Below are 16,887 nucleotides of genomic sequence, written 5' to 3' on the forward strand. Positions count from 1 at the left end.
TTGTCATTGCAGGTCAGAACGATGGGATGTAGTCCACATCACCCGTACGGCAGAGCATCGGCCGATATGCGATAGGGCCGGACGAGGGTGTCCTGAATCGCATTCACCGTTTCGTCCTGGCTGCGCTGCGCGACCCCGACGGCGGGACGCCGCGCAGCGCCCTGAGGATCACCACTCCCAACCGCGCACGATGCACCTCCTCGACCGTGTCGACGGGCCGCCACCCGAACGTGCCGGCGGGGTGCAACGTGACCACACCCCGCTGCGGCTGTGCATCCTTTCGGACGGCACCGGCTCCCTACTGTAACGCGTTGACGACACAGGGTCACATTATGGACGCGACCCGAGGCGTTCGGCGTGGACCGGACACCGTTCACCGCGCATTCCCGCCGGCAGGGCGACCACACCCCGGACGGTCGGTACCCAGCGGTAACCTGGCCTTTCGATCAGGCGGCACACGGGACGGGCGTAGGGCGTGACCTCTCAGCAGGCGGTACCGCGGCCGGCGTCGCGCCGCCGGTGGGCGCCGTCATCGTGGTCGATCCGCACCGTCCCCGCCCGGGCCCTGGTGTTCGTGCTCCTCGTCGAGGCCGCCACCGTGGCCCTGCTCGTCCTCGACGCGGTGCACTGGCGGGCTCCCACGTCCGACCAGCTGGTCGTCACCGGCCTGCTGGTCCTGGTCGCGGCCGCGCACACCGAGCTCTCGCTCAACGCCGAACGGCTCCGCCGCCGGATCGCCGAGACCCGGTTCGTCAACATGACCTCGGTCTGGACGTTCGCCGCCGCGCTGCTGCTCCCCCCGCTCCCGGCGACGGCCGTCGTCGCGGGCGTGTACCTCCACCTCTACCTGCGGGTCTCCCGCGAGGCCGGTGTGCCGCCGCACCGGCACCTGTTCAGCACCGCGACGATGGTGCTGGCGGTGCACGCGGCCGCCGGCGTCCGGCTGCTCGCCCCCGACCGGGCGGGCACGGCGTTCAGCCCGCACGACGCGGGCGTCGTCCTCGGCGCCCTGCTCGCCTTCACCCTGGTCAACACCCTGCTGATCGTGTCGGTGCTCCGCCTGGCCCGCCCGGGCTCTCGCTTCCTGCGGATCCTGCTCGGCGGTGAGATCCTGCTCGAGCTGGCCACCCTGTCCCTCGGCGGGCTCGTCGCCGTGATCGTCGGCAACACGACGCCGTGGCTGGTGCTGCTCGCCATCCTGCCACTGCTCGTCCTGGAGCAGACCACGCTGGTCCGCCAGCTCGAGGCGCAGGCCGACACGGACGCCAAGACCGGCCTGCTCAACCCGGTGGCCTGGCGCAGACGCACCCGGCAGATGCTCGAGCGGTCCCGCCGCACCGGCCGCGCGACCGCCGTCCTCATCCTCGATCTGGACCACTTCAAGGCGGTCAACGACCGGCACGGCCATCTGGCCGGGGACGACGTGCTGCAGGCCGTGGCCCGGGTGCTCACCGAGGAGGTCCGCGACCACGACCTCGCGGGCAGGTTCGGCGGCGAGGAGTTCGTCGTCGCCCTCGGCGGCCTGCGGCCCGACGACGTCGTGTCCGGCCGCGCCTGCGACGTCGCCGAACGGATCCGGCGCCGGGTGGGGTCCCTGGCCGTCGACACCCGTACCGCCGGCCGGGTCAGCGCGCTCTCGGTCTCGGTGGGCGTCGCCGCCTCCCCGGACCACGGCGACGACGTCGACGCCCTGCTCGCCGCCGCCGACACGGCGCTCTACGAGGCCAAGCACGGCGGCCGGAACCGGATCCGGGTCCGGCCCGCCGAGCACCGGGCGGAGCCGGCCGAGACGGCCACCCCACCGCTCGGGCTGCGCTTCGGAACCTGAGGGCTTCGGAACCTGAGGCCGCTCCCGCTCGGCTCCCGTCACGCTCAGTTCCCGAGGAGCACCCTCGACAGGTCCTTCCACTGGGCGAGCATCGCGTCGGCCCGCGGGTCACGCGGATCGAACGTGTAGGTCAGCGACGTCCCCCGCATCGAGGTCAGCAGCAGGTCACGCAGCTGCTTGAACCGCGGCCGGGAGGCCAGCTCCTCGCCGAACATCCGGGCCATCGACGCCCGGATCGCCGCACCGAGACGCTTCTCCTCGGGCCGCAGCGCATCGGCGATCTCGCCGTTGACCCGGGCGGCCGTCCACAGCTCGATCGACGCCCAGAAGTGCGGCTCGGAGAAGCTCTCCCACAACAGCTCGATGACCCGGTCGGCACGTTCGACGACGTCGGCCGGCGGGTTCTGCTCCACCACCCGCCGCACGCGTTCCTCGGTGTCCGCGACCCGCTTGACGGCGAGGTGCTGGGCCGCGGCGACCAGCAACCGGTCCCGGGACGGGAAGTGGTGCAGCAGCCGTCCGCGCGACACCGCGGCCTCGGACTGGATGGTCAGCGTCGTGGCGCCGGAGTAGCCGCCGTCGATGAGGCACTCGACGGCGGCGTCCAGGATCCGGGCGCGGCTGTCCTCGGACCGCTGCGCCCGAGTCCTGGACACGGGGGTGCGTTCGGTGGTCATGACCCGCCCTAGAGCCCGAGGCTCCGGCCGATCACTTCCTTCATGATCTCGGTGGTCCCACCGTAGATCCGGGTGATCCGGGCGTCGGCGAACGCCTTGGAGATCGGGTACTCGGACATGTAGCCGTACCCCCCGTGCAGCTGCAGGCACCGGTCGACGGTCTTGCCCTGCAGCTCGGTGCACCAGTACTTCGCCTTGGACGCGTCGACGGCGGTGAGCTCGCCCGCGTTGAGGGCGCGCACGCAGTCGTCGACGTAGTGCTCGGCGATGTCGATCTCGGTGTCCAGCTCGGCCAGCACGAACTTGGAGTTCTGGAACGAGCCGATCGGCGAGCCGAACGCCTTGCGCTCCTGGACGTACTCCAGCGTCTGGGTCAGCGCGGTCCGCGCCGCCGCGACCGCCGCGACCGCGATCGACAGCCGTTCCTGGGGCAGGTTGGTGACCAGCTGGGTGAACCCCTGGCCCTCCTCGGGGCCGAGCAGGTTGGTCACCGGCACCCGCACATCGGTGAACGACAGCTCGGCGGTGTCCTGCGCGTGCTGGCCCAGCTTGTCCAGGTTGCGGCCGCGCTCGAAGCCCTTCATCCCGCGCTCGACCATCAGCAGGCTCATGCCCTTGTGCTTCTGCGACGGGTCGGTCTTCACCGCGACGACGACGAGATCGGCGTTGACACCGTTCGTGATGAACGTCTTCGCGCCGTTGACCACGTAGTCGTCGCCGTCCCGGACCGCCGTGGTCGACATCGACGCCAGGTCCGAACCGATACCCGGCTCGGTCATCGCGATGGCGAGGATCATCTCTCCGCTCACGACCCCCGGCAGCCACCGCTGCTTCTGCTCCTCGGAGCAGTAGGCGAGCAGGTACGGCAGCACGATGTCGTTGTGCAGGGTCAGGCCCAGGCCGGAGGCCGCCGCGCCGGAGCGCATGAGCTCCTCGGCGATCACCGCGTTGAACCGGAAGTCCGGGACGCCGCCGCCGCCGTAGGACTCGGGTACGTCGATGCCCAGGAAGCCGTTCGCCCCGGCCGTGGTGAAGAGCTCGCGCGAGACGATCCCGTCGCGCTCCCACTGCGGCTCGTTCGGGACGATCTCCTTCTCGACGAACGCCCGGAACGCGGCCCGGAAGTCCTCGTGGTCGGACTCGTAGAGCGTGCGCTTCATCGTCGACGCCTCCCCTCTCGTCGGGCCACTAGCGCGGCTGCATCCGGATCGCGCCGTCGAGCCGGATGGTCTCGCCGTTGAGCATCGGGTTGGCGACGATGTGCGCCGCCAGCTCGCCGTACTCCGACGGCTGCCCCAGCCGCGAGGGGTGCGGGACCTGCGTTCCCAGCGAGGTCTTGACCTCCTCGGGCAACGCACCCAGCAGCGGGGTCTCGAACAGCCCCGGCGCGATGGTGCACACCCGGATCCCGAGGTCGGCCAGGTCACGGGCGATCGGCAGGGTCATGCCCACGATCCCGCCCTTGGACGCCGAGTAGGCCGCCTGCCCGATCTGGCCCTCGAACGCCGCCACCGACGCGGTGTTGATGACGACACCGCGGTCGCCGTCCTGCGGCTCGGCCTTGGCGATCCGCTCGGCCGCCAGCCGGATCACGTTGAACGTGCCGATCAGGTTGACGCTGATGACCTTGGTGAACCCGTCGAGCGGGAACGGGCCCTTCTTGCCGTAGGTCTTCGCGGCGTTGCCGATACCGGCACAGTTGACCGCGACGCGGACGGTGCCGAGCTCCTCGGCGGCGTCCAGCGCGGCGCTCACCTGCTCCTCGTTCGTGACGTCGGCCGCGACGAAGCGGACGCTGTCGCCCAGCTTCTCGGCGACTGCCTCGCCCTGCGACGACGGCAGGTCGATGATGACGACCTTCGCGCCCTGCTCCACGAACTTCTCCGTGGTGGCCAGGCCGAGGCCGGAGGCGCCGCCGGTGACGACGGCGACGGATCCGTTGATGTCCATGCTGTGGGGTTCCTTCCGGTGGGGGGAGCAGTCAGAGCAGCTCGAGGATGGTGGCGTTCGCCTGACCGCCGCCCTCGCACATGGTCTGCAGGCCGTAGCGGATGCCGTTGTCGCGCATGTGGTGCACCAGGGTGGTCATGATCCGGGCACCGGAACCGCCGAGCGGGTGGCCGAGTGCGATCGCGCCCCCGTTCGGGTTCATCCGCTCGGCGACCGCGGCGTCGTCGCCCGCGATGTCGGCCAGCCAGGCCAGCGGCACCGGGGCAAACGCCTCGTTGACCTCGAACGCGCCGATGTCGGCGAGCGACAGCCCGGACTTCGCGAGCGCCTTCTCGGTGGCCGGGATCGGCGCGGTCAGCATGATCACCGGGTCGGCGCCGGCGAGCACCGCGGTGTGCACCCGCGCGATCGGGGTCAAGCCCAGCTGCTTGGCCTTCTCGCTGGTCATCATGAGCAGCGCGCCGGAGCCGTCGGAGATCTGCGAGGAGTTGCCCGCGTGGATCACGCCGCCCTGGTCGGAGTCCTTGAACACCGTCTTCAGCTGGCCCAGCGCCTCCAGGGTGCCGCCGCGGCGCACGCCCTCGTCGGCGGTGACGTCCGCGATCGGAGCGATCTGGCCGTCGAACCGGCCGTCGTCCTGCGCAGCCGCGGCGCGCTCGTGCGAGGCCAGCGCGAACTCGTCGAGCTGCGTACGGGAGAAGCCCCACTTCTCGGCGATCATCTCGGCGCCGACGCCCTGGTTCGGGAAGGAGCCGTAGCGCTCCATGAACCCCTCACCGAACGGGTTCTGGTCCATCATCGCCGCGCCCATCGGCACCCGGGTCATCGACTCGACCCCGCCCGCGACGGCGACGTCGTACTGCCCGGCGATCAGGCCTGCCGCGGCGAAGTGCACCGACTGCTGGCTGGACCCGCACTGGCGGTCCACCGTCACGCCGGTCACCGACTCCGGGAACCCGGCGCCCAGCGCCGCGTTGCGGGCGATGTCGAAGGTCTGCTCACCGGCCTGGGACACGCAGCCCCAGATGACGTCCTCGATCTGCGCGGGATCGACCCCCGCCCGCTCGACGACCTGCTTCAGCACGTGCGCGGAGAGGTCGGTCGGGTGCACCCCGGCCAGACCGCCCTTGCGCTTGCCGACAGGTGTGCGCACGGCCTCGACGATGACTGCGTCTCGCACGTCCCATGCTCCTTCGCGACGGGTGGTTCGGCGCTCGGAGCGCCGTCGACGAACCCGACGGTAACAGAAACAGTCAGCACTGACTGTGGGGTCTCGGGGTTGAGCCGCGTCACACGGGGTCCGCTCGGGCCGGCCGGGCGCATCCGTACTCATCCCGGTGCCGGCCGAGTACCTTCGGCCCTCCGTCGTACCCAGTCGTTCCCCCGGGGAGGCCTCTCGTGTCCGAGCCGGCGCAGCCACGGTCCGGAGACCCCTCCCCTCGCCCGGTCGCCGGTCCGGAGACGGGGATCCGGATGGGCACCGCGCGGGGCCGCTGGGTCCTGCTGACCACGGTGCTGGGATCAGGCCTGGCGATGCTGGACGCCACCGTGGTCAACGTCGCCCTGCCGCGGATCGGCGCCGAGTTCGGGGCGAGCTTCGCCGGGCTGCAGTGGACGATCAACGCCTACACCCTGACGCTGGCCGGCCTGATTCTGCTGGGCGGTTCGCTCGGCGACCGGTTCGGGCGGCGCCGGGTGTTCCTGATCGGGGTGGTGTGGTTCGCCGCGGCCTCGCTGCTGTGCGGGCTGGCCTGGAACATCGAGGCCCTGATCGCCGCGCGTGCCCTGCAGGGCGTCGGCGGGGCGCTGCTGACCCCGGGAAGTCTGGCGATCATCTCCGCGTCGTTCTCGGGGCCGGACCGGGCGGCGGCGGTCGGGGCCTGGTCCGGGCTCGGCGGGGTCGCCGGTGCGATCGGCCCGTTCGTGGGTGGCTGGCTCGTGGAGTGGAGCTGGCGGGCGGTGTTCCTGATCAACGTCCCGTTCGCGATCGTGATCGTGGTCGTCGCGCTGCGCCACGTCCCGGAGACCCGCGACCCGCAGGCCGCCCCGAACCTCGACGTGGCCGGCACCCTGCTCGCGGTACTCGGGCTGGGCGGGCTGACCTGGGCGTTGACCGCGGCCGGGGAGAGCGGCCCGGATCCGCTGGTGATCGGCGCCGCCGCGGCCGGGATCGCCGCGCTGGGGCTGTTCGTGCTCGTCGAACGACGCTCCCCGCACCCGCTGGTGCCCGGTGAGCTGTTCGCCGACACCCGGTTCACCGCGACCAACCTGGTCACCCTGCTCGTGTACGCGGCGATGGGCGTGGTGTTCCTGCTGCTGGTGCTCCAGCTGCAGATCGTGGCGGGGTTCAGCCCGCTCGCGGCGGGCACCGCGCTGCTGCCGGTGACCGCACTGATGCTGCTGTTCTCTGCCCGCGCCGGCGCCCTCGCCGCGCGGATCGGCCCGCGGATACCGATCACCGCCGGGCTCCTCGTCGCCGCCGCCGGCATGTTGCTGCTGCTGCGCGTCGACGCGGATGCGTCCTACGTGTTCGACGTGCTGCCCGCGATGATGGTGTTCGGCCTGGGGCTGGCCACCATGGTCGCGCCGCTGACCGCCACCGTCCTCGACTCCGCCGAGGACCGGCACGCCGGGGTCGCCTCCGGGGTGAACAACGCCATCGCCCGCGCCGCCGGACTGCTCGCGGTCGCCGTGGTGCCGGCAGCGGTCGGCCTGACCGGTGACGACTACACCGACCCGGTCGCCTTCGCCGCCGGGTTCCGCAGCGCGATCGGGCTGTCCGCCGCGCTGCTGGCGGCCGGCGCGCTGCTGGCCTTCGCCCTGATCCGCGGCCCGCTGCGCGCCGCACCCGCACCCTCTCAGGACCGCGCCGAACGGTCCCGTACCGACCGGCCCCGACGACCGGGCCCCGACGACGAGTCCACCCCGCCCCGCACCTCGACAGGCACGACGGGGTCGGCTCCGGCCCGCGTGCCGGGTGGAGGCCGGCTGCCGCTCGCGGCCCTGCCGCACTGCGCGGTCACCGGGCCACAGCTCCACCCCAGCACCCACACGCCGGACACGGAACGCGGCCGGACCGGTACGTGATCGCCCTCGCCCGGTCAGCGCGGGGCGCCGCTGCCCCGCGCACCCGCCGCGCGCGACCGCTCGGTGCGTCCCGGCAGGCGCAGCGCGAGCAGCACCGTCACCACCAGGACGGCCGCGACGACCAGCAGCGTGTCGGAGAACTCCGCCGCCGCGCCGGAGTGCAGCGGGTTCCAGGCCGTCCCGTCGCCCGCACCGGAGCGGGCCGACAACACGGCTCCCACCACCGCGGCTCCGGTACCGCCCCCGAGGAAGAACGCGCCCTGGTAGATGCCCAGCCCGACCCCGGAGTGCGCTGCGGGGACGGCTGCGGACACCGCGTTGATCAGCGGTGAGGTGACCATGGCGAGGGAGAGTCCCAGTGCCGACGTGGTCGCGGCGATCGCGAGCACCGGGCCGCCGGCCAGGGTGGACAACGTGAGCACCGCGGCGAGCAGGACGCCGAGTCCGGTGATGATCGGCAGGCGCGCCCCCACCCGGTCGGACAGCCGTCCGAACGGCGCCGACACGGTCGCCACCACCACCGCGCCGGGCAGCAGCACGAGCCCGACCTCCCCCACGCCCAATCCGTTCACGCTCGTGACCAGCTGCGGGATCAGCAGCAGCACGCCCAGGTAGCAGGCCATCATCAGGAACCCGACGAGGGACGCGACGACGAACGGTGCGTTCCCGAACAGTGCGGGCGGGGCGAACGGTTCCCTCGCCGAGCGGATCCGGACCGCGAACGCCACGGCCAGCACCACGCCCGCCGCGATGGCGCCCCACGACGAGACCGCGCCGAAACCGGCACGCTGGCCCTCGGTGACCCCGAACAACACCCCCGCCGCCGCCGACCCCAGCAGCAACCCACCCGGGACGTCGATGCTGCGCCACCCGGGCCGGGCGGCCGTACCGGCACCGGGCAGGACGCGCGCGGCGAACACGATGAGCGGGACGGTGATCGCGGCGGCGGCCAGGAACGGCGCGGTCCACCCGGCCACCTGGGCGACCAGGCCACCGAGTACCGGTCCGAGTGCCTGCCCGACGCCGACTCCGGTGCCGATCAGTCCGAACGCCAGTCCCCGGCGGCCGTCCGGCAGCACCCGGGCGACGGTGACCGACGCGAGCGCGGGGACCGCGGCTCCGCCCAGTCCCTGCACCACCCGCGCGGCGAGCAGCACCGAGAGCTCGGTGGCCAGCCCGGCGAGCAGCGACCCGGCGAGGAACAGGACCAGGCCGGCGCAGAACACCCACCGGATGCCGAACACGTCCGCGATCCGCCCGTAGAGCGGGGTGCCCACCGCGAACGCCAGCGAGAACCCGGTCACCACCCAGCTCACGGCCGCGGCCGAGGCCGAGAAGTCCCGGCCGATCTCCGGGAGCAGCACGATGACCATGCTGTTGTTCATCACGGAGACGGTCACCGCGGTGACCAGCACCGCGAGCAGCAGCCGGATCCGGGGTGCGGGCGGCTCCTGCATCGGTGTCGCCGCGCCCTTCGGAGGGTCGACCGCCCGGGGGGTCGGTGTGGTCATCGGTCGTCCTCCGCCTCGTCGAGCGCGGCGCGCCCCCTGTCAGCGTGCCCGTGTCCGGGGGAGTCTGCGACCTCGAGTCGACTCGAGGTCAACCGTCCGCTCCCCCACCCCGCGGCGCGGGATGTCCGATCCCCGGCCGCTTCCCGGGACGTGATGCTCAGGCCGGGCTGTGCTGCGGTGCCGCGGCTGCGTCGGCCGACCGCGGCTCCGGCTCGCCGGCCCCGTGCTCGCCGGTCCCGTGCTCGTCGGCCTCGTGCTCGTCGTCGTCCTGCCCGAGCAGTCCTTCCTGCCCCGCGACGAGGACCGGCACCGTGATCTGCCCGGCCACGTTGGTCGCGGTCCGCATCATGTCCAGGATCGGGTCGATGCCGATGACCACCGCGATGCCCACGGCGATGACCTCCGGCGGCATGCCGACCGCGGCCAGGGTGAGCGTCAGCATCGTGAACCAGCCGGTCGTCCCCGCGGTGGCCAGCGCGCCGAACACCGCCACAGCGATGATCACCAGGTACTGCCAGGCCGCCAGCGGGTAGCCGGCGACGTGCGCGATGAAGATCGTCGCCAGGGCCGGGTAGACGGCGGCGCAACCGTCCATCTTGGTCGTCGTGCCCAGCGGGACGGCGAAGCCCGCGTAGTTCCGGTCGACACCCAGGTCGATCGCGGCCTGCCGGGACAGCGGCAGCGACGCCCCCGACGACCGGGAGACGAAGGCGAACTGCAGCACCGGCCAGGTGACGGAGAAGAAGCGGCGCGGGCCGACACCGGCGACGAACTTCAGCAGCAGCGGGTACACGCCGAACAACACGAGCGCGCAGCCGAGGTAGACCGCCGCGATCAGCCCGAACAGCGAGCTCACGACGCCGCTGCCGTAGGTGGCGAAGGCATTGCCGATCAGGCCGACGATGCCGATCGGGGCGAGCACGATGATCCACCCGACGATCGTCAGCACGATCTCGAACGCGGACCGGGAGAACGCGACGAACGGGTCGGCCTTCTCCTTCAGCGCGTACGCGGCCGCACCGACCAGCAGCGCGGAGACGACGACCTGCAGCACCTCGTTCTCGGCGAACGCGGCGACCGGGTTGTCCGGGATCAGACCGGACAGCAGCGACTGCCAGGAACCGGCTGTGCGCTCACCGACGGCCTCGACGTCGGCCGGGTCGGCGGCGATCGTCACGCCCTCCCCGGGCCGGCCGATCAGGCCGATCGCGAGTCCGATCAGCACGGCGATCAGCGACGTCCCGGCGAACCAGGCGACGGTCCGGCCGCCGAGCCGGGCCGCGGCACGCCCGCCGCCGAGATCGCGCAGGCTGACGATGCCGACCACGATGGCCAGGAAGACCAGCGGGACCACGGTGAACTGCAGCAGCCCGGTGAACAGGCTGCCGACGGTGTCCAGCGTGGTCGCCAGCCAGTCGGCGCCGGTGAGCCGGGCGGCGACCCCGAGCAGCGCGCCGAGGGCGAGACCGGCGAGGGTGAGGACGGCGAACACGCGGGGCTTACGCCAGGCGCGTGCCGCACGGACGACGAGTGACACGGGTGGGTTCCTTCCGAGACGGGTGGGGCGGCCGGGCTCAGCCGCGACACCCCGTCGTCCCCCGCCGGCAGAAGTCGATCACTCGACGCCGCACCAACATCACACCGATCCCTCGCACGCTCCGGATCAACGCTCCGGCTCCCCGGTCTCTTCCCCGGGCCACGTCACGCCCGTTCGCCGCACCTCACACCTGCAGCAACGGGTGTGCGGCGCGGTCACGGGGTGTGTGGACGCCGGCTCACCTGCGCCAGAAGAGGTGATGCGTCACGCCACTCGAGCTGGGGACGACGTCGAGGTGGAACCGGTCGCGCAGCTCGTCCGGTGACTCCCACAGCCGGGCCCCGGCGCCGAGCTCGACCGTCGAGACCGCGATGTGCATCGTGTCGACGAGGTCGGCGTCGAGGAACCGGCGGATGGTGGTGGCACCGCCGCCGAGTCGGACGTCCTTGCCGTCCGCCGCTTCCCGGGCCCGCTCGAGCACCTCGGCGGGATCGGCGTTCGCGAAGTGGAATGTGGTGTCGGACAAGGTGAACGACGGCCGCTCGTCATGCGTCAGCACGAACACCGGAGTGCGGAACGGGGGTTCGTCGCCCCACCAGCCGAGCCACTCGTGATCGAGCCACGGGCCGCGGTGCGGGCTGAACTTGTTGCGCCCCATGATCTCGGCACCGATGTTGCGGTCGAAGTCCCGCGTGAAGTAGTCGTCGAGTCCACGGCCGCCGCCGGGATCGGTGCGGTGGGGCCAGCTCGCCGTCGCGCCGGCCCACGCGAACATGTCGCCGGGATCGGCATGACCGAACGGTCGCTCGAGGCTCTGGTTCTCACCGGCTCCGAACCCGTCGCGCGAGACGGTGAAGTTCTGGACCCGCAACAGCTGTTCCACGTGTTTCTCTCCTCGAGACGGTGGCTGACGAAGGGGAGACCGGCGGGCCGGACCGAACTCATCGGAGGGCAGGAGGAAATCCCGACGAGGCATGCACGGCTCGCAGATTGCTGACGGCAGGGCGGGCGAGCTGCTCAGCGGCGGAGCTGTGGTTCAGCGGCGGAGCCGTACGTACCGGTCGTCCCATCCGGCTGCGCACCTCCGGGTTCGCACGACGAACGGTCCACCCCCAGCGCCGAACGACCGAAAATTGTTCTAGAGAACACCATGGCCGAGCCGGTAAAATCGAACACATGAGCGATGCGGCGGTGCTGGACCCGGTACTGGAGGAAGACCTGCTGGACCAGTACCTGCAGCGCCCGATCATCGTCGAGGACCCGTGCCCGCACGGCATCCCGGTCGACCTGTGCGCAGCCCTGTGCAGCGGCGATCCGACCGCGGTGGCCACCGTGCACCTGGACCGTCCGGTCGGGCACTCCCTGGCGCTGGACTGCCAACTCGCCGGCGCCGCCCCGCACCTGTTGACCGACGCCCAGATCCTCGACGTCGTCGAAGGCGCCGAACGCCTGCAACGCTGGGTCTCGGCGTTGCGGACCCGGATGATCGCGGTGTTCGCCGACCGCCACCCCGCCGGTAGCCGCGCCGCACCCCCGGATGCCGATCCCCGCGCGATCGCACCGGTGAGCCGGTGGCTACCCGATCAGGTCGCGATGGTGCTCAGCCTCTCCCGCGAACAGGCCCTCGGCGAGATCGCCGGGGCACAGCGCTTCGCCCACGTGCTACCCGCCACCCTGGCCGACTGGGAGGCCGGGCGGATCGACGAACGCAAAGCCGACGCCATCGCCCAGGCCACCATCGTCCTCGACGACGACCTCGCCCGCGAGGTCGAGGCCAAAGTCCTCACCGGCGCCGCGGAGGTCCCGCGGCGGCTGCTGCAGGACCGGCTGCGTCGCGCGGTCGCCAAGGCCGACCCCGACGGTGCCACGCGGCGCCACCAGCGGGCCAAGGCCGACCGCCGGATGTCGATCAGCCACGGCGAGGAGGGGATGGCGTCGCTGTGGCTCGGTGGCACCGCCGAACAAGCTGAAGCGTCCTGGCGGTCGGTGGACCGCCTCGCCCGCGCCGTCGACGCCGCGGACCCGCGCACGCTCGACCAGAAGCGGATCGACACCGCCCACGAGTTGCTGCAGGGCACCCTGACCCTCACCGACCTCACCGACGTGCAAGCCGTGGTCGACCACGTCCTCGCCACCGTCGCCGCACGACAGCACCAGCCGGGCAGCGACACCCCCGCGGAGGTCCCGGCAGGTGCCCGAGCAGAGGTCACGGGGGTATCCGCCGAGGTCGTGGCCGAGGCCGTCGCCCAAGCCCTGGCCCTGGCCCTGGCACACAAGCCCGACCCGAACACCGTGATCGGGCGCAAACCGTTGATCCATGTCGTGGTCGGGCTCGACACCCTGCTCGGCGGCGACACCCCCGGCGAACTCGTCGGACACGGCCCCATCCCCGCCCTGACCGCCCGCGCGCTGGCCGCCGAAGGCGTCCTGAAACGCCTGGTCACCGACCCCCTGTCCGGCTACCTGATCAACCACGGCCGCACCACCTACAGCCCACCCGAACCGACCGACGACCACGTCCGCGCCCGCGACTGCACCTGTCGCGGCCCACTGTGCGCCAAACCCATCCGCGACCTCGACCACCACATCCCCTGGGCCGACCAGGGCCCGACCGACGCCGACAACCTCAACGGCTACTGCCTCGGCCACCACAAACTCAAAGACGCACCCGGCTGGCAGGTCCTCGCCCACCCCGACGGCTCCCTGACCTGGATCAGCCCCTGCGGACGCCGACGCACCACCCACCCCCACGACTACCGGCCCTTCACCGACCCGACGCCCGACCGGAACGGCCCGTCCCACCAGGCCGACGAGGCCGACGAGGCCGACGGAGCTGCCCCGACGGACGCCGCCGAGGACGCAGCCGGAGGTTTTGCCGGTGTCGCGGGCGCCGACGAGACCCCTCCCCCGTTCTGATGTGCGGCTACTACTGCGTCCGGCCGCGCACCGCAGGACGACCACGTCGTCATCGGCCCGGGCCGTCGCCCGTACAGGCCGGCCTCGGTGCCGATCACCCGTGCGGCAGCCCCGCACACCGCACGCCCGGGCGAGGGGCACACCACACCGCCCGGTCGTGGGCATTACCCATCCGTAACGTGGGTCGTGAGAGACCCGGTGCGGCGTACCGCCCGGGAACGGAGGTGTCGAATGGTGGACGAGTCGTCGATCGAGCGGGAGATGCTCCTGCACGGGCAGCGGGTCAGCTACCGCGAGGCCGGTCGGGGCGCACGGCACGCCGTGCTGCTGGTGCACGGCCTGGCCGCCAGCTCGCTGACCTGGGAGCCGGTGATCGCACCTCTCGGGCGCCACCTGCACGTACTGGCCCCGGACCTGCTCGGGCACGGTTCCAGCGAGGCACCGCGCAGCGGCGACTACTCGCTCGGCGGTTTCGCGACCGGGCTGCGCGACTTCCTGGTCGCCCTCGACGTCGAGCGGGTCACGATCGTCGGGCACTCGTTCGGCGGTGGCGTGGCGATGCAGTTCGCCCACCAGTTCCCCGAGATGACCGAGCGGGTGGTCCTGGTCTCGAGCGGCGGGCTCGGGCACGACCTCACGCTGGCCCTGCGCGCGGCCAGCCTGCCGGGCACCGGGCTGGTGCTGCGGTCGGCGGCCTCGCTGACCCCACGCTGGATGCGTCGCACCGTCCAACGGATAGCGCACGCGGTGGGCAGCGTCCCGCGCTCCGATGTCGACGGTGTGCACGCGGCCTGGGAGTCGTTCGCCGACCACGGCACCCGCGGCGCGTTCGTGCAGACCGCACGCGGCGCCCTCGAACCCTCCGGTCAGCGCCTGGACGGCGCGCAGCGGTTGCACCTGCTCAGCGAGGTCCCGGTACTGCTGGTGGGTGGGGACCGCGACAAGGTGATCCCGCTCGAGCACACGCTCGCGGCGCACGAGCGGCTGGCGGGCAGCCGGCTCGAGGTCGTCGGCGGGGCCGGGCACTTCCCGCATGCCGAGCAGCCGCTGCGGTTCGCCGCGTTGCTGCGCGAGTTCGTCGACGACACCGCCCCCGCCGACGGCAGCCGGGAGGCCCTGCGCCGCCGGATCCTCGGCATCCCGTCGCTCACGGCCGTCACCGACGCCGCCACCGGCTGACGCACCCAGGCACGTCACACCCGTTCGCGGCGCCGCACACCCGTCGCAGCAGGTGTGAGGCGCGCCGAACGGGTGTGCGGCCGCCGGCTCACTCCCCCGGCCGCACCTGCAGCTCGTCGCCGGAGACGGTGAGCCGCACGGTGCCGCCGGGCCGCAGCTCCCCCGACAGCAACAGCCGGGACAACCGGCGTTCCACCTCGCGCCCGATCGTGCGGCGCAACGGCCGGGCACCGTGTTCGGGCCGGTGCCCGCGGCGGGCGAGCAGATCGACGGCGTCGTCGTCGGTGTGCAGGGTGACGCCCTGGGCGCGCAGCCGCTCACCGGTCTCGGCCAGCATCATCTCGGTGATCCGGCGCAGCTGGTCCGGGGCGAGCGGGGTGAACAGCACGACCTCGTCGATCCGGTTCAGGAACTCGGGCCGGAAGTGCATGCGGGCCAGCGCCAGCAGCGGCTCCCGGACGTCGTCCGCCGGAGTACCGGCCGCCGCGGCGGCCAGCAGCTGCTCCGAGCCCAGGTTGCTGGTCATGATCACGATGGTGTGCCGGAAGTCGACGGTGCGACCACGGGAGTCGGTGAGCCGGCCCGCGTCGAGCACGCCCAGCAGCGTCGAGGTGACCTCGACGTGCGCCTTCTCGATCTCGTCGAGCAGCAGCACGCAGTACGGGGTGCGGCGCACCGCCTCGGTGAGCCTGCCGCCGTCGTCGTGACCGATGTAGCCGGGCGGGGCGCCGACCAGCCGGGTCACCGAGGCGCGGTCGGCGTACTCGCTCATGTCGAGGCGCACGATCCGGTCCGGCGAGCCGAACAGGGTCTCCGCCAGCGCCCGGGCCAGTTCGGTCTTGCCCACCCCGCTGGGCCCGAGGAACAGGAACGACCCGACCGGCCGGTCCGGGTGCCCCAGTCCGGCCCGGCCCGCCCGGACGGCGTCGGCGACGGCCTCCACCGCCTCGCCCTGCCCGACGACGCGCGCGTGCAGGTGCTCCTCCAGACGCAGCAGCCGGTCCCGCTCGTCGGTGCCCAGCCGGGCGACCGGGATACCGGTACGGCGGGAGACGACCTCCGCGACGTCGTCGGCGGTGATCACCGGGCGGCCGTCGGCCGGGCTCGCTGCGTCGAGCCGGTCCAGCTCCCGGGTGAGCATCGCGGCCCGCTCGAAGTCCTCCGAGTCGATCGCGACCTCACGCGCCCGGCGCAGCTCGCCGGCCTGACGGGTGGTCGCCGCCGTGGCGGCGTCCCCGGAGGTGGTGCGCATCCCGGCCCGGGCCGCGGCCCGGTCGACCAGGTCGATCGCCTTGTCCGGCAGGAACCGGTCCGGCACGTAGCGCGCCGACAACGCGACCGCGGCGTCCAGCGCACCGTCGGTGAGCCGGACGCCGTGGTGGCTCTCGTAGCGGGCACGCAACCCGCGCAGGATCGCCACCGTCTGCGGCTCGGTCGGCTCGGGCACGACGACCGGCTCGAACCGCCGCTCCAGCGCGGCATCGCGCTCGATGTGACGGCGGTAGTCCTCGGTGGTGGTCGCCCCCACCAGGCGCAGCGCGCCCCGGGCCAGCGCCGGTTTGAGCATCGAGGCTGCGTCCATCGCGCCACCGTCGGCCGCGCCCCCGGCACCGACGACCAGGTGCAGCTCGTCGACGAACACCACGATCCGCCCCTCGGCGGCGACCACCTCGTCGATGACGGCGGTGAGCCGCTCCTCGAACTCACCGCGGTACTTGGTGCCCGCCACCATCCCGGCCAGGTCCAGCGCGATCACCCGCACGCCCCGCAATACCGCGGGTACGTCGCCGGCGGCCACCCGGGCGGCGATCCCCTCGGCGATCGCGGTCTTGCCCACGCCCGGGTCCCCGACCAGCACCGGGTTGTTCTTGGCCCGCCTGCCCAGTACCTCGAGCGCCGCGTCGATCTCGGTCTCCCGCCCGATCACGGGGTCGAGCCGCCCGGCCGCCGCGTCCGCGGTCAGGTCGCGGCCGAACCGGTCCAGCCCGCGGGTCCCGCGGCTACCGGGCGGGCGCCGATCGGTGTCGGCGGACGGCTCGTCCAGGTCCCCCAGGGTCTCGAACAGCCGCCCGAGCAGCGGTTCCAGCGGGCCGAACGCGTCGCGGAACGGGTCCTGGGGCATGCGAGCCTCCTCCGGAGCGGGGGCGACACCCGGCGCCCCCACCCGATGGTGCCCGCCGGGCGCCGCCCGCGCCCCGAGGA

12 protein-coding genes are annotated in these 16,887 nt (G+C 72.7%); 4 read left to right on the forward strand and 8 right to left on the reverse strand.

Annotation, left to right across the window (positions count from 1 at the left end; all coding sequences use genetic code 11):
• Positions 1-475 precede the first annotated feature (475 nt).
• The gene (locus JOF36_RS22560; RefSeq protein ID WP_210030560.1) at positions 476-1,828 is read left to right on the forward strand and encodes a GGDEF domain-containing protein; all 1,353 of its coding nucleotides are present in this window, start codon (positions 476-478) and stop codon (positions 1,826-1,828) included.
• Between the two features lie 44 nt (positions 1,829-1,872).
• On the opposite strand, the gene JOF36_RS22565 is transcribed toward JOF36_RS22560, so the two are convergent.
• The 4 genes from JOF36_RS22565 to JOF36_RS22580 are packed head-to-tail and all read right to left on the reverse strand — an operon-like array spanning position 1,873 to position 5,635.
• Positions 1,873-2,505 carry a TetR/AcrR family transcriptional regulator gene (locus JOF36_RS22565; RefSeq protein WP_210030566.1) on the reverse strand — a complete coding sequence of 211 codons (633 nt, stop codon included), beginning with the start codon at positions 2,503-2,505 and terminating at the stop codon, positions 1,873-1,875.
• 8 nt (positions 2,506-2,513) lie between these two features.
• On the reverse strand, positions 2,514-3,665 hold the full coding sequence (locus JOF36_RS22570; RefSeq protein ID WP_210030568.1) for an acyl-CoA dehydrogenase family protein: 1,152 nt from the start codon (positions 3,663-3,665) through the stop codon (positions 2,514-2,516).
• Positions 3,666-3,693: 28 nt separating this feature from the next.
• A complete protein-coding gene (locus JOF36_RS22575) occupies positions 3,694-4,455 on the reverse strand; it encodes a 3-hydroxyacyl-CoA dehydrogenase (RefSeq protein WP_210030570.1) in 762 nt (253 codons plus the stop codon).
• Positions 4,456-4,486: 31 nt separating this feature from the next.
• Complete coding sequence (locus JOF36_RS22580) at positions 4,487-5,635, reverse strand: thiolase family protein (RefSeq protein ID WP_210030572.1); 1,149 nt, start codon at positions 5,633-5,635, stop codon at positions 4,487-4,489.
• Between the two features lie 293 nt (positions 5,636-5,928).
• On the opposite strand from JOF36_RS22580, the gene JOF36_RS22585 reads away from it, so the two are divergent.
• Positions 5,929-7,542 carry an MFS transporter gene (locus JOF36_RS22585; protein WP_210030575.1) on the forward strand — a complete coding sequence of 538 codons (1,614 nt, stop codon included), beginning with the start codon at positions 5,929-5,931 and terminating at the stop codon, positions 7,540-7,542.
• A gap of 14 nt (positions 7,543-7,556) precedes the next feature.
• On the opposite strand, the gene JOF36_RS22590 is transcribed toward JOF36_RS22585, so the two are convergent.
• From JOF36_RS22590 to JOF36_RS22600, 3 genes are all read right to left on the reverse strand, one after another.
• Entirely contained in the window at positions 7,557-9,053 is a 1,497-nt protein-coding gene (locus tag JOF36_RS22590; protein ID WP_210030577.1) for an MFS transporter, read from the reverse strand.
• Between the two features lie 157 nt (positions 9,054-9,210).
• Entirely contained in the window at positions 9,211-10,590 is a 1,380-nt protein-coding gene (locus tag JOF36_RS22595; protein WP_210030578.1) for a dicarboxylate/amino acid:cation symporter, read from the reverse strand.
• 238 nt (positions 10,591-10,828) lie between these two features.
• Complete coding sequence (locus JOF36_RS22600; protein WP_210030580.1) at positions 10,829-11,473, reverse strand: dihydrofolate reductase family protein; 645 nt, start codon at positions 11,471-11,473, stop codon at positions 10,829-10,831.
• A gap of 293 nt (positions 11,474-11,766) precedes the next feature.
• Here JOF36_RS22600 and JOF36_RS22605 point away from each other — a divergent pair, with 293 nt between their 5' ends.
• On the forward strand, positions 11,767-13,506 hold the full coding sequence (locus JOF36_RS22605; RefSeq protein WP_210030581.1) for an HNH endonuclease signature motif containing protein: 1,740 nt from the start codon (positions 11,767-11,769) through the stop codon (positions 13,504-13,506).
• Between the two features lie 231 nt (positions 13,507-13,737).
• The gene (locus JOF36_RS22610) at positions 13,738-14,685 is read left to right on the forward strand and encodes an alpha/beta fold hydrolase (RefSeq protein ID WP_210030582.1); all 948 of its coding nucleotides are present in this window, start codon (positions 13,738-13,740) and stop codon (positions 14,683-14,685) included.
• 88 nt (positions 14,686-14,773) lie between these two features.
• On the opposite strand, the gene JOF36_RS22615 is transcribed toward JOF36_RS22610, so the two are convergent.
• Positions 14,774-16,807: an ATP-dependent Clp protease ATP-binding subunit gene (locus JOF36_RS22615; protein ID WP_210030584.1), complete on the reverse strand. Its 2,034-nt coding sequence runs from the start codon at positions 16,805-16,807 to the stop codon at positions 14,774-14,776.
• Positions 16,808-16,887: the final 80 nt, after the last annotated feature.

The organism is Pseudonocardia parietis, assembly GCF_017876315.1.
Lineage (GTDB): Bacteria > Actinomycetota > Actinomycetes > Mycobacteriales > Pseudonocardiaceae > Pseudonocardia > Pseudonocardia parietis.